This is a genomic window from Cohaesibacter marisflavi (assembly GCF_963665895.2).
GTDB classification, from domain to species: Bacteria; Pseudomonadota; Alphaproteobacteria; order Rhizobiales; family Cohaesibacteraceae; genus Cohaesibacter; species Cohaesibacter marisflavi.
The window spans coordinates 2,913,360-2,926,114 of the sequence record NZ_OY762534.1 but is presented as its reverse complement, the minus strand read 5'-3'; the positions used below and the strand labels follow the sequence as shown (position 1 = coordinate 2,926,114).

The window sequence follows — 12,755 nt, the reverse complement described above, 5'->3', positions numbered from 1 at the left end:
ATGGCAATGTTCAAACATGGTGAGATCACGCCAATGCAACAATCCGGACGACAGCCAGTGGCAAAATCCTCCTTTTTGCGAGGGGCCGCTATTGTTGCGTGCGCCTTGGCGCTGGTCGGGTGCGAATCCAAGCGGGAAGTGACCGGCTCGGTTTCTCAGGACTATCGTTTGCGCCATCCGATCACCTTGCAGCAATCGGCTCGCACACTGGATATTCCGGTCGGTGTGCATAGCGAAAAGCTGACCCCGTCATCGCAATCTGCCATCGCGGCGTTTGCGCGGGACTTCAGCCGTGAACGTGCTTCGGTCATTCAGGTCATGGTGCCATCTGGAGCCGTCAACGAGATGAGCGCTGGCTTCATGGCAAGGGAAATCAGAATGGATCTGATGCGGCAGGGCGTACAGTCTGCCCAGATCGATATGCTTCCCTACACAGCAACCGATGCGAGCGATGCGCCGATCCGTTTGGCCTATCCGCGCATGGAAGCCAAGACACTACCTTGCGGAACCCACCCTGAAGATCTCGGACGCAGCATGAATAACAGGCAGCATTTCGACTTTGGATGTACGACACAGCAAAATTTCGCAGCAGCCGTTGCCAATCCGCAGGATCTGATCCAGCCACGCGGATGGGAACCGCGCGATTCCATGCTGCGCTCGGCCATGTCGGGCAAATATCGCGATGGCAAGGAAACCTGGTCAAGCAGTCTGGATACCAAATCCGGTTCTAGCTCGGAGGTCGGGCAATGAGTGATCAAACAATTCCAGCTATTGGCTTCGAGGATGATCCGGAATTGCAGGCATTCCAGCAGGAATTGTCTGGCCCCGGCTCCAATGACGCGATTGACATCCGTCCCTTGCCACGTGTGTCCATTTCCGCCTTTTGCGAGACGCCGCAAATTCAGGCCACCATTGATGCGATCAGTACAGATCGACGCCTGTCGCGGGTTCATTTGAAATCGGTATCGGGTGGAGTCCAGTCGGCGATTGAGTTTTTCTCCGATACGCCGACCCCGAATCTGCTTTTGCTAGAAGCGAACCAAAGCTACGAGATGCTGATCGAAGATCTCGACCGATTGGCTGAGGTCTGCGATGTGGGCACCAAGGTCGTGCTGATCGGCCATATCAACGATGTTCAGATGTATCGTGATCTGGTGCGCCGTGGCGTGTCCGAATATATCGTTGCGCCTGTCGGCCAGATTGAACTCATTCAGGCCCTGAGTGATCTGTTTGTAAGCCCCGACGCCGAGCCATTGGGCAAGACGGTCGCTTTCATGGGGGCCAAGGGCGGGGTTGGATCCTCGACCATGGCGCACAATATCGGATGGTCGATCACCACCAGCAACCAGCAAGATGTCATCATCTCTGACTTTGACGTTGCGTTTGGCACCGCCGGGCTCGATTTCAACGAAGATCCTCCGCAATCCATCGCTGATGCGATCAAGGCCGGCGAGCGTCTGGATGATCAGTATCTGGAGCGTCTTCTGACCCGGTGCAGTGATCGACTTCATTTGCTGACGGCCCCTGCCGTGCTTGACAATACCTGCGACTATGACGCCGAATTCTTCGTGCAGATGGTGGAGCTGCTGCAGAATAGCGCACCTTACACTGTGCTCGATCTGCCTCATGTCTGGACCGACTGGAGCAAGGCCCTGCTTATGGGAGCAGACGAAATCGTCATCACGGCGGTGCCTGATCTCGCCAACCTGCGCAACGTAAAGAACCTGTTCGACCTGATTGACCAGGAACGTCGCGGCGAACGGCCACCGCATCTGATCATCAATCAGACCGGCATGCAGAAACGCCCGGAGATTAAGCCAAAGGATTTTGCGGCAGCTCTTGAGCGTGACGCCTATATCGAGGTTCCCTTCGAGCCGGCGGTGTTCGGGCAGGCGGCCAACAATGGTCAGATGATCAGTGAATTGGGGTCTGGTGCAAAGCTGGTGGAGTTGTTCGACAATCTGGCCTCCGATATCACGGGGCGATCGGAAGCGCCCAAGACAAGCAAGTCCCTTTTCGCACCGCTTTTGCAGAAGCTGAAAAAGTCCAAATAGTATCGAGTTAGTCTGGTTAGTAAGATATGTTCGGAAAACGTGGAACAGAAGGCGCCAAAGTTGCGGTGCCAGTGAGCAAGCCAAAGGCGAGCACCTCAAAGCCTGCGCCTTCCAAACCTTCTGCCAAGAAGGACGAGGAAAGCTATAAGCAAGCGGTCGAGGTGAACTATCAGCCCATTGATGATGGTGCTGCCTCTGGCCGTTCCGAACAGTATTTTGACATCAAGACCTCGGTTTTCGGCGCGCTCATCGATACGATCGATCTGGCACAGATGGCGCGGCTGGACACGGATTCTGCGCGCGAGGAAATCCGCGACATCGTTTCCGAGATCATCGCCCTGAAGAATATCGTTCTCTCGATCGCCGAGCAGGAAGATCTGCTGGATGATATTTGCAATGATGTGCTGGGCTATGGCCCGCTTGAGCCGCTTCTGGCACGCGACGATATCGCCGATATCATGGTCAACGGCGCCGAGAAGACCTATATCGAAACTCAGGGTAAGGTTTATCTCACCAATGTTCGCTTCCGCGACAATGGCCAGCTGATGAATATCTGCCAGCGCATCGTGTCTCAGGTTGGTCGTAGAGTGGATGAATCAAGCCCCATCTGTGATGCCCGCTTGCCCGATGGCTCTCGTGTGAACGTGATCGCGCCGCCTTTGGCCATTGATGGCCCCACGCTGACCATTCGTAAATTCAAGAAAGACAAGCTGACGCTGGATCAGCTAGTGCGGTTTGGTACCATTTCGCCCGAAGGGGCTCAGATCCTCAAGATCATCGGGCGCGTCCGATGCAACGTGGTGATTTCCGGCGGTACCGGCTCGGGTAAAACGACACTGCTCAATTGCCTGACCAACTATATCGAGAATGACGAACGTATCGTCACCTGCGAAGACGCTGCCGAATTGCAGCTACAGCAGCCGCATGTCGTGCGTCTTGAAACCCGCCCGCCCAACCTTGAAGGGGAAGGGCAGATCACCATGACTGATCTGGTCAGGAACTGTCTGCGTATGCGCCCAGAGCGGATCATCGTGGGCGAGGTGCGTGGCTTTGAAGCCTTCGACTTGCTACAGGCCATGAATACCGGCCATGACGGCTCCATGGGTACCTTGCACGCCAACTCCCCTAGGGAGGCTCTTTCTCGTCTGGAAGCCATGATCACCATGGGCGGCTATAATCTGCCAACCAAGACCATTCGCGAGATGATCGTAGGCTCCATTGACGTCATCGTTCAGGCTTCGCGCCTTAGAGACGGCTCTCGTCGGATCACTCACATTACCGAAGTGACCGGTATGGAGGGAGACGTCATCACCACTCAGGACCTGTTCCTCTATGAAATAACCGGGGAAGACGCCGCCGGCAAGATTACGGGCATGCACCGCTCCACTGGCATCGGCCGCCCGGCCTTTTGGGAACGTGCGCGCTATTACAACGAAGAAACAGCCTTGGCCGCTGCGCTTGACGCGTCCAACATCGAACCGGGCACTTTTGCCTGATCTGGAGGAGACATGGATTTTATCAGTAGTGATTTGATCTTTGCCATCGCGCTGGTTGTTCTGGTCGTCTTTTCCGTTATCGGAATCGCCTGGGGTCTTTTTTATCCGCGTCTTTCCAAGAATTATAACCGCGACCAGCGTATGCAGGCTGTCTCTATGAGCCGCATTCAGATTGCCGACAAGCGTCTGAAATCGGCCAACATAGACCGGCGCAAGGACATCGAGGCCAACCTCAAGCAGATGGAAGATCTGCAAAAGAAGGGCAAGGAGAAAAAGCAGTCTCTCAAGGCACGGCTAAGACAGGCCGGGCTCACGATAACGCCAAGGCAATTCTGGCTTTATAGTGCCGTGAGTGGTGTGGTTTTCTTTTTCATTGCCTTGCTGGGTGGCTCATCCATCACCATTTCCACAGGTGTCGGCATCGTTGGCTTTCTGGGCGTTCCCCATTTCTGGCTATCGCGCAAGCGCAAGAAACGCATGAGACAGTTCATTGCAGAATTCCCCAACGCGGTCGACGTTATTGTGCGCGGCATCAGAACCGGATTGCCTTTGGGCGACTGTCTGGCGATTGCCGCGACAGAAACCGCCGAACCCGTGCGCAGCGAATTCAAGCGTCTTGTTGATGAACAGGCAATGGGGCTACCGCTGGCAAAAGTTGTACCGCGTCTGCATCAGCGCGTGCCCTTGCCGGAAACCAACTTTTTCGCCATCGTTATCGCCATTCAGGTACAGGCCGGTGGCTCCTTGTCCGAGGCTCTGGGGAACCTTTCGCGTGTTTTGCGATCTCGTGCCCAGATGAAGGAAAAGGTGCAGGCCCTCTCGACCGAGGCCAAGGCGTCCGCAGCCATTATCGGCGCGATGCCGTTCATTATCGGCTTCATGACCTACCTCACCCAGAAGGATCTCATCATGATCCTGTTCCAGGAATCGATGGGGATCATGCTCGTGTGTGGGGCCTTGGTCTGGATGGGGATCGGGGTTCTGGTTATGCGGGCGATGATCAATTTTGATATTTGAGTGTTCGGTCGCTGCGACGCGAGTGTCCCAAGGCAGGGTGCAACAGTGAGGGAATGAAACATGGCAGGCTTTGAAGTTCAGGATCTGTTTGCGCTGCTAACGGCCATTGCTGTGATCGCCTCGATTCTTGCCGTGGCGATGCCTTTCCTTGAGAAGGATCGCCTCGGCGAAAGAATGCATGAGGTCGCAAGCGAGCGGGAACGCATTCGCAAGCGGGAACGGGCTCTTTTGAATAGTGGCGGCAAGGAAGGGCGCATTTCTTTGCGCCAGGAGCCTAAGGAACTGATCGTCAACATCGTGGATCGCTTCAAGATGCGCGATGCCTTTTCCGATAAGGAGACCCGCATCAAGCTCAAGCAGGCCGGTTTTCGTCTTGAAAAGCATGTCATGACTTTCACCTTCGCACGCATCATCGGGCCTTTCGCCGGCCTGCTGATATCGCTGTTCTATGTCTTCGTTATGTTGAAGCCTGACTATCCGCCGATGGTAAACCTGTTTATGTGCGTGCTGTTTGCCTATGCCTGTTATTATGCGCCTTTGCTCTATTTGCAAAATGTGAGAAACAAGAGGCAGGCGTCTATTACAAGGGCTTGGCCGGATGCACTGGACTTGCTTCTGATATGTGTTGAGTCCGGCATGACCGCCGAAATGGGCTTCCAGAAGGTGGCCACCGAGATCGGGACAGCCAGCGTAGAGCTGGCAGAAGAATTGACCATCCTGACTGCAGAACTGTCCTATTTGCAAGACCGGCGGATTGCCTATGAGAATATCTCCGATCGTACCGGGCTTGAAGGTGTTCGCGGTGTCATGACGTCGCTCATTCAGGCTGAGCGCTACGGGACGCCGTTGGGAGACGCTATTCGCGTGATGGCTGAAGAAAACCGCTTGGCCCGCATGACGGCTGCTGAGAAAAAGGCTGCTGCCCTACCGCCAAAGCTGACCGTGCCGATGATCCTGTTTTTCCTGCCAGCGATTTTCATCGTGGTTCTGGGGCCAATTGCCGTGCAATATTTCACGACCCACTAGCAGGATCAGCCCTTGGAAGGGCTATCCGCGGGGTAAGCAAGCAAAAGGAAGCAATATAAGAAAAGGGCCGTGAAGGCCCTTTATCATGTGTTCAGCCTGCTGTGTTAGCCGCGCACACCTTATTGCGGCTGCAACCCGAGATCTCAGATCAGCCTTGCTTCTTGATCTTGTCCCAATTGTTGCGCTGGCTGAGCATCTCTTTCAGATAGGCCATGTTCTCGGCGGCTTGCTGAGGAGAAAGCTCGTTGCTGGCGATGGCCTCAGCTTCCCCGAATTTGCCTTGCAGCCCCAGCGCCAGCGCCAGATTTTGCCGAACGCGACTGTCTGCCTTGGGGTTCTTAGCCGCGCGGCGCAGATAGCTTTCAGCCGATACCAGATCGCCTTCCAGCAAGTAGGACAGACCATAGTTGCTCAAGACGCTGGGAGAGTCCGGAGCCTGCAGCAAGGCCTTGTCGTAATGGCCGCGGGCTTTTTGGAAGTTGCCGGTCTGGTCATAGATTGCACCCATGGCGCTATCCAGCCGCCAGTCAGGCGTCGTTGGGGTCTGGGCGGTCTGCAACACCTGTAGGGCTTGTTGGAAGCGTCCGACGGTGGCCAACGCCTTGCCATAGGCGGCCAGAATCACCCGGTCTTTCGGATGTTCGGTTGCCAGCTTTTCCAAAACAGCAAGCGCCTGATCGTGACGGCCGAGCAGACGCAGAGACTGCCCATAATTGAGGGCGGTCTTGGTATCCTTGTTATTGTTGCGATAGCGCTTTTCCCAATAGGTCACCGAGGCTCTGAGCGCTTCCTCAGTGGCATAGCTTGCACCCTGATGGGTCGAGGACGACGTGCTTTTCTTGTTAGAGGAGCACCCCGCAACAGCGATGACGAGAGCGATGGAGCCCGCGAGCATGATCTTGCGCATGGCGTGGGATGGTTTTGCATTCAATTGAGCATTCATGGAGCAAACCTCTGAAATCGGCACCGCAGGCGAAACCCGCAACAATCGCACCATCTGCGGCGCGGGATCACATATGTTCCAGAAATAAAGTATTAACCCTAATGGTTGGTTAATTCTCGCAATTTGCATGCATTTGGGCTGTGCGGATTTCTGAGTTTTTCTACCTTTTTGTGAGGATGCGCGAACTGGGCAGTGCCCTGTCATTGCCTTTGCGAAATTTGTCAAATGCATTAGGCTTGTTCGTCATTGGCGGATTGATTCCAGTCGCTCGAAAGCCCATCTTGATAACAAGCAATGATAAATGAGAAAGAATGACAATGCCGATTAAACCTGATTCCTGCCCTGTTTATTTCATCAATAGTGATTCCGGGGCGCTCTTGCCCAAGGCGCTGTCTGCTCCGGCGACCCAATGGATTGAAGCGACAGGCTTTGCCGCCAAGGAAGGTGAGGTTTGTCTGGTGCCCGGACCGTCCGGCACATGCGAAGCTGTGCTGTTTGGTCTTGGCAAGCAAGAGAGCAAGACAGCATCTCCCCTGCTGCCCGGGCTTTTGCCGGTCAAGCTGCCTGCTGGGCGCTATCATTTTGCAGATACTGACAGGTTTGTTGAAGATCCGCAGGCGCTGTTTCTGGCGACACTGGCCTGGCATTTGGGCTGCTATCGCTTTGATCGCTACAAGGAAAACGCCAAGGAAATGCCTCAACTCGATTGGCCCGAAGGCGTGGATAGTGATGAAGTCCTGCGTCAGGCCAAGGGGTGCAATCTGGCCCGCGACCTGATCAATGTGCCATCCAATGATATGGGCCCCGATGAGCTTGAGGCGGTGACGCGCGGGCTGGTCGATACCCATGGCGCTAAGCTTGAAGTCACCACGGGTGACGCCCTGCTTGAGAAGAATTTCCCGATGATCCATGCCGTGGGCCGTGCATCCCCACGCGCACCCCGTCTGCTTGATTTCATCTGGGGCAAGGAGAGCGATCCGAAAGTGACCCTGGTAGGCAAGGGCGTTTGCTTTGATACCGGCGGGCTCAATATCAAGCCGGGCAACTCCATGGCGTTGATGAAAAAGGATATGGGCGGGGCCGCCAACGTTCTGGGACTTGCGTCCATGATCATGTCCGCAAAGCTGCCGGTGCGGTTGCGCGTTCTGATCCCTGCCGTGGAGAACTCCATCGCGGGCGATGCTTTCCGGCCCGGAGATGTGCTGCAGAGCCACAAAGGCCTGACAGTCGAGATAGGGAATACCGACGCCGAAGGGCGCCTTATTCTGGCTGATGCCCTGTCCTTGGCTGACGATGAAGAGCCTGAAATGCTGATCGACATGGCCACCCTGACCGGCGCAGCGCGCGTGGCGCTTGGTCCGGATCTACCGCCATTCTATAGCGATGATTCCGAATTGGTGCATGCCATTGCCAGCGAAAGCCATCGGCAGTGGGATCCGCTCTGGAATATGCCGCTGTGGAATGCCTATGACGCCAAGCTTTCCTCCGATATTGCCGATGTGAACCACATCTCCTCTGACGGTTTTGCAGGCTCGATCACCGCCGCTCTGTTCCTGCGTCGTTTTGTGGCCAAGACCAAGAGCTGGGTGCATTTCGACATCTTCGGCTGGGCCCCTGCAGCTCAGGCGGCGCGCCCCAAGGGGGGCGAAGCGCAAGGTATTCGTGCGCTTTATAACCTCATCCGCAATCGCTACGATGTGAGTTGGTCATAACTAAGCAATACATCATCAAAGTTGTTATTTGCGGGAATTGAGCCTTTGGCTCGGTTCCCGCATCTTGCTTGCGGGCCATGAATCTGCATTAATCACACAGGGGCACGAGCAGGAAGCCGGAATATACGTGGATTCCGGGATGGGGTTGGCCATGGTGCCCGGGGGTTTTGTGAATTGATGTCTATGGATATTTGCGCTGGCCAGGCGCTGAAATTATGGCACGACGTGACCCATGATATGGTGTTGGAAGATGAAAGCGACCTCTCTGCACGGCAGATGATGGTGCTTCTCACAGTCTATATGGAAACGCCGCCTCATACTGTGCGAGGCCTTGCGGCGAAGCTGGGAGTTACCAAGCCTGCCATCACCCGCGCGCTGGACACAATGGGCCGAAATGGCCTTCTGACCCGCCGCCGCGACGACATGGACAAGCGCAACGTGGTTATCTTGCGCACCGTCAAGGGTGCGCTCTATGTCGAAAAGCTCGGCTACAAGATCGTTCACAAAGCCCACCAGATAAGTTACTGACCCTCAAGGCCATCTCCCCACAAAGACAGCTCCTCTCTTGGAGCCTCAATGAGTAAAGAAAGTTCATGTTGAATTCGTCCCTGAATGCCTTCCGCCCGGATCTTGCCGACAAACGCCTTGAAGGGCAGGTGGAGGCCGAACGCTTCGTTGATCCCGTCATCAAGCGGGTGCAGGTGCCCGTCGCACCGCTCAAATCCGGTCCGGACGGGCGCAGTGGCCTTGATACGCAAGCCATGCTCGGCGAAGTGGTCAAAGTTTTTGAAGAAGGTGCCAACGGCTGGAGCTGGGTGCAGCTGGATGGTGACGGCTATGTCGGGTACATTCCTTCCAACGCGCTGGGGCCGTTTGGTGGTTCTCTCAATGATGAATTCATCGCCGGAGCGCCGACCCACAAGGTGAGCGCCGTGCGCACCTTTGTCTATCCAGGGCCGGACCTGAAATATCCCGCCGCGGTTTTCCTGTCGATGGGTACAGGGCTCATCCTTGGCGAAGAGCAGGAGGTGCGCGGCACGCACTATCGCAAGCTGCTAAACATGCCAACGCCCAACGGGGAAGCCGGTTGGGTGGTTGCCCAACATGTGTGCGAGGTCGAAAGCAAGGCGGAGGATTTCGTCGCCGTTGCAGAAAGCCTGATCGGCACGCCCTATCTATGGGGTGGCAAAAGCTCGCTTGGCATCGATTGCTCCGGGCTGGTGCAATTGGCGGCAGAAATGGCAGGCATTGAGATGCTGCGGGACGCCTCCATGCAGGAAAAGGAAGTAGGCGTTGCGCTGGATATCTCCGCAGGGCTCCCCGAATTGGCGCGCGGTGACCTCATTTTCTGGCCCGGCCATGTGGGCATCATGACCGATCCGGACACTCTGCTCCATGCCAACGGCCATCATATGGCGGTGGCAAAAGAGCCGCTCGCCGGAGCGATCGAGCGCATAGCCCAGAATGAATATGGCAAGCTCAGAACGATCCGGCGGCTGACAAAATAGCAAAGGGTGGGCTTAATAGCCCACACCCCGATCAACGATACCGACCATCGGCTCGCCCGCTTCGTTGCGCTTGATCTGCTCAACGATGCATTTCGTTGTGGCATACGGCGCGCTGACGGCAGCAATGTGCGGCGTGATGATAACGTTGGGCAGCTCCCATAGCGGGCTGTCAGCGGGCAGGGGCTCCTGCTCGAACACATCCAGAGAGGCGCCTGCCAGAATGCCCTGATTGATCGCGGTGGCAATATCGTTTTCAACCTGAAGCTTGCCGCGCCCCGCATTGATGATCACCCCACCGCCAAGAGGGCCATCCTTGGCCAGCTTCTTGAACAGGTCGAGATTGAGAATGCCCTCGGTTTCCGGCGTGTGCGGTAGCAGGGAAACGAGAATGTCGGTCTTGCCCAACATGGCGTCAAGGCCGTCCGCGCCATGATAGGTCTCAAGGTCTTCGATTTCTTTGGGAGAGCGGCTCCAACCGGAGACGCGATAGCCCAAATTCTGTAGCTTGCGCGCCGCTGCCAGCCCCAGAACGCCGATCCCCAGCACGCCCACACGGAAGTCTTCTGCGGCAGCATCTGCTATCTGTGTCCAATCCTTGCGGGATTGAAGGTCAAGGCTGCGCAGGCTGTGGCGGTGATGCATCAGAACATTGAGCACCACATATTCGCACATGCGGGCGGTGAGATCATCGCCGATAACGCGCACGATGGGCACGTCTGGCAGGTTTGGCTCTTGCGTCAGGAATTCGACGCCAGCCCCCAGTGAAAAGATGGCTTTCAGGTTCGGCAGATCATTGAGAAAGGCCGTGTCGCCCTTCCATGCGAGGGCATACTCGATCTCTTCAAGATTGCCAAGGTCGTCAGACAGGCGGACTTCAGCTTCGGGCAGCAGTTTATTCAGATTCTCGATCCAGGCGGGAATCTCCCAGCCCTTGGCGGTCAGTGCAATTTTCATGAAATGGTGTCCTTTGGAAGGCTATGGCTCTTTTGGTTGGCACAATAAAGTTTGTTTGAACCCAATGGCAAGTCAAAGCGACCAAAAGGAAAGCACAGTTCACAAAAGGAGCCCACCATGACACGCAAGACTTGCAGTTTTCTCTTGATTTTACTTTTGGCAACCCCGGTTTCTGCTCGTTCGATAGTGCCCGCAGGAGATGCTGCATCAGATTTGAAACGCTGCGAGCAGATCCGCAAGGAAGCGATAAAACACGATGATCGGCATTTGATGAAAGAATATACCGCTTGTATGAACCGCATTCTCCGCGGAGAACCCGCTTTCCCCTCGGGCCCGGTCCAACTGCCAAGCGATGATGAATAACATGGTAGTGAAGGTGCAGAGCCGGATGCGAGATCAGCTTAATAGCTTGTTAACCATGTTCAGATTGGTCGAAGAATATTAAGGTTGTTTAAAACTTGAGGGTGCAATTTCAGGTGGTTTTGACCTCAACTGACCTTTTGCCATGTTCTTTAAACAATTTTCCAATGTTCTCATCATTCCGGTCGTCCTGTTTGGCCTCATTGCCTTTGGGCTCGTGAATATCAATGGAGTCTGGCAGAAGAAGCTGGATGCAGAAGCCGAAGGTGTTCATCTAAGCCGCCAGCAAATGTCTGAAGAGCTTGATGAAGCCTACGACCTTCTCAACCGCTATCATCCTTACGCCCATCTTTACCGCTCAAGGAAAGAGCTCGATCTGGTCTATGCTGCGATCAAGAATGATATTCGCCAAGACAATGATCTGGCGACAGCCTACTTGCTGCATGCGCGCATGATGGCGTCTGTCTGCGATTATCACACCAGTATTTTCGTAGGCGAGCATCGGTTGCCTCGTGCATTTGAGCTTTACCGCATCAAATCAACTCTTTGGCCGGTCAGGTCTCGACCGCTGGAGATTCGTGATGACGAGCTGATGGTTGAGGTCGATGGAGCCATGCGGTCGTTGGTCGAGATCAATGGAACATCGCAAGAGGCATTGCGCGACATGCTGCAGGCGGTTTGGCCCAAGGATGGTTGTCTTCCGCCAGACACCGTGAATACGCAGCATTTTCAACTGCTCTATGAAATGGTTTTGCATGGCATGTGGGGAGAGAGACGCGAGGCTGCTTATAGTTACACCGACCGTGACAGCACGGCCGAGATCAAGGGAAAGCTGGATTTCGAGGCAAAACGAAGAAGGCCAACGCGACAGAACAAATATATGTCCCAGATTCAATTGTTGCACCAATCCGGTTTTGAAAGGCCGCAAAGAAAATCGCAGCGGGGACTATCTGTTGCACAGCCCTATGCCTTCTTTTCCCCCCAGAAGGCGGCAGTCTATCTCCACCTGCCTGACTTCAAGAGTTATGAAGCTGTAGGCAACGATTATAAAGCGATATTCAGCACTATTCGTGCCCATGAGCCCAAAACCCTAATCCTGGATTTGAGAGACAGCGGTGGTGGAAATAGCCGGACTGAAATGCTGATAGCGGCATTGCTTGGCGTCGATACTTCCAAATTTGTGAGCTATAATGTCTATCGTCATGGAGCGCTTCATCTCCCTGAAAATTACGAGCCCGATGGAATGCTGGAAAATTGGGCTACTAGTTTGGAATCGGAAGTCGCTCAAACAGAGCCAAGGGTTGGCGACAATCATATGATTGCGATAAAACCGGAGACGTTTGATGTGCCGGGCCTTGAAAGCAAGCTTTATGTGCTGATCGGGCAACGCACTGCCTCAGCTGCCGGTATTTTGGCAGCGCAACTCAGGCAGTTTCGTGGAGCCACCCTTGTGGGCATGCCGACTACCGTACGCGCCAATCGCATGTGCGCGAGGGCTCCGGGCACGTTCGAAATGCCCTATAGCAAACTGAAACTGAGGATCCCGATCGTCTGCCTGGTGGATGAGACTTTGCCTGACGGCCGGGTTGAACCGGACATCCTGATCGATGGCTATCCGGCCAGTCTCATCGATCGAGAGAGAAAAACCTTGGAATTTGTGCTTGATAAGCTTTAGCCCGCCTCTT

Annotated in this window: 12 protein-coding genes; 10 read left to right on the top strand and 2 right to left on the bottom strand. The window is 55.0% G+C overall.

The features are described from left to right. The 5 genes from ACKPCT_RS14330 to ACKPCT_RS14310 are packed head-to-tail and all read left to right on the top strand — an operon-like array spanning position 1 to position 5,593. The gene (locus ACKPCT_RS14330) at positions 1–750 is read left to right on the top strand and encodes a CpaD family pilus assembly protein (RefSeq protein ID WP_175527939.1); all 750 of its coding nucleotides are present in this window, start codon (positions 1–3) and stop codon (positions 748–750) included. Further along, positions 747–2,054 (top strand): AAA family ATPase, encoded by a 1,308-nt coding sequence (locus ACKPCT_RS14325; RefSeq protein WP_319567229.1) that lies wholly within the window; start codon positions 747–749, stop codon positions 2,052–2,054. The genes ACKPCT_RS14330 and ACKPCT_RS14325 overlap by 4 nt, the downstream gene beginning before the upstream one ends. 26 nt (positions 2,055–2,080) lie before the next feature. Beyond that, entirely contained in the window at positions 2,081–3,550 is a 1,470-nt protein-coding gene (locus tag ACKPCT_RS14320) for a CpaF family protein (protein WP_090069834.1), read from the top strand. Positions 3,551–3,562: 12 nt separating this feature from the next. Further along, the gene (locus ACKPCT_RS14315) at positions 3,563–4,567 is read left to right on the top strand and encodes a type II secretion system F family protein (protein WP_090069835.1); all 1,005 of its coding nucleotides are present in this window, start codon (positions 3,563–3,565) and stop codon (positions 4,565–4,567) included. 60 nt (positions 4,568–4,627) lie between these two features. Next, on the top strand, positions 4,628–5,593 hold the full coding sequence (locus ACKPCT_RS14310) for a type II secretion system F family protein (protein ID WP_090069837.1): 966 nt from the start codon (positions 4,628–4,630) through the stop codon (positions 5,591–5,593). Between the two features lie 148 nt (positions 5,594–5,741). Here ACKPCT_RS14310 and ACKPCT_RS14305 read toward each other — a convergent pair whose 3' ends face one another. After that, positions 5,742–6,536 carry a tetratricopeptide repeat protein gene (locus ACKPCT_RS14305; RefSeq protein WP_244544603.1) on the bottom strand — a complete coding sequence of 265 codons (795 nt, stop codon included), beginning with the start codon at positions 6,534–6,536 and terminating at the stop codon, positions 5,742–5,744. Positions 6,537–6,847: 311 nt separating this feature from the next. On the opposite strand from ACKPCT_RS14305, the gene ACKPCT_RS14300 reads away from it, so the two are divergent. The 3 genes from ACKPCT_RS14300 (at position 6,848) to ACKPCT_RS14290 (ending at position 9,756) form a co-directional block, all read left to right on the top strand. Further along, entirely contained in the window at positions 6,848–8,248 is a 1,401-nt protein-coding gene (locus tag ACKPCT_RS14300; RefSeq protein WP_090069839.1) for a leucyl aminopeptidase family protein, read from the top strand. A 177-nt stretch (positions 8,249–8,425) separates the two neighbouring features. Continuing rightward, on the top strand, positions 8,426–8,776 hold the full coding sequence (locus ACKPCT_RS14295; protein ID WP_090069841.1) for a MarR family winged helix-turn-helix transcriptional regulator: 351 nt from the start codon (positions 8,426–8,428) through the stop codon (positions 8,774–8,776). 65 nt (positions 8,777–8,841) lie between these two features. Next, entirely contained in the window at positions 8,842–9,756 is a 915-nt protein-coding gene (locus ACKPCT_RS14290) for a C40 family peptidase (protein WP_319567227.1), read from the top strand. Positions 9,757–9,768: 12 nt separating this feature from the next. Here the strand turns inward: ACKPCT_RS14290 and ACKPCT_RS14285 are convergent, their stop codons facing one another. After that, complete coding sequence (locus tag ACKPCT_RS14285; protein WP_319567226.1) at positions 9,769–10,710, bottom strand: 2-hydroxyacid dehydrogenase; 942 nt, start codon at positions 10,708–10,710, stop codon at positions 9,769–9,771. 117 nt (positions 10,711–10,827) lie between these two features. On the opposite strand from ACKPCT_RS14285, the gene ACKPCT_RS14280 reads away from it, so the two are divergent. Together ACKPCT_RS14280 and ACKPCT_RS14275 are read left to right on the top strand one after the other, a co-directional pair. Next, on the top strand, positions 10,828–11,073 hold the full coding sequence (locus ACKPCT_RS14280) for a hypothetical protein (RefSeq protein ID WP_319567225.1): 246 nt from the start codon (positions 10,828–10,830) through the stop codon (positions 11,071–11,073). Positions 11,074–11,215: 142 nt separating this feature from the next. Beyond that, positions 11,216–12,745: a S41 family peptidase gene (locus ACKPCT_RS14275; RefSeq protein WP_319567224.1), complete on the top strand. Its 1,530-nt coding sequence runs from the start codon at positions 11,216–11,218 to the stop codon at positions 12,743–12,745. Positions 12,746–12,755: the final 10 nt, after the last annotated feature.

Excerpts from the sequence above, each read along its gene's own strand:
- ACKPCT_RS14285 (WP_319567226.1), bottom strand. The coding sequence starts at position 10,710 with ATGAAAATTGCACTGACCGCCAAGGGCTGGGAGATTCCCGCCTGGATC.
- ACKPCT_RS14325 (WP_319567229.1), top strand. The coding sequence starts at position 747 with ATGAGTGATCAAACAATTCCAGCTATTGGCTTCGAGGATGATCCGGAA.
- ACKPCT_RS14330 (WP_175527939.1), top strand. The coding sequence starts at position 1 with ATGGCAATGTTCAAACATGGTGAGATCACGCCAATGCAACAATCCGGA.
- ACKPCT_RS14280 (WP_319567225.1), top strand. The coding sequence starts at position 10,828 with ATGACACGCAAGACTTGCAGTTTTCTCTTGATTTTACTTTTGGCAACC.
- ACKPCT_RS14275 (WP_319567224.1), top strand. The coding sequence starts at position 11,216 with ATGTTCTTTAAACAATTTTCCAATGTTCTCATCATTCCGGTCGTCCTG.
- ACKPCT_RS14310 (WP_090069837.1), top strand. The coding sequence starts at position 4,628 with ATGGCAGGCTTTGAAGTTCAGGATCTGTTTGCGCTGCTAACGGCCATT.
- ACKPCT_RS14320 (WP_090069834.1), top strand. The coding sequence starts at position 2,081 with ATGTTCGGAAAACGTGGAACAGAAGGCGCCAAAGTTGCGGTGCCAGTG.
- ACKPCT_RS14290 (WP_319567227.1), top strand. The coding sequence starts at position 8,842 with ATGTTGAATTCGTCCCTGAATGCCTTCCGCCCGGATCTTGCCGACAAA.
- ACKPCT_RS14300 (WP_090069839.1), top strand. The coding sequence starts at position 6,848 with ATGACAATGCCGATTAAACCTGATTCCTGCCCTGTTTATTTCATCAAT.
- ACKPCT_RS14315 (WP_090069835.1), top strand. The coding sequence starts at position 3,563 with ATGGATTTTATCAGTAGTGATTTGATCTTTGCCATCGCGCTGGTTGTT.
- ACKPCT_RS14305 (WP_244544603.1), bottom strand. The coding sequence starts at position 6,536 with ATGAATGCTCAATTGAATGCAAAACCATCCCACGCCATGCGCAAGATC.
- ACKPCT_RS14295 (WP_090069841.1), top strand. The coding sequence starts at position 8,426 with ATGTCTATGGATATTTGCGCTGGCCAGGCGCTGAAATTATGGCACGAC.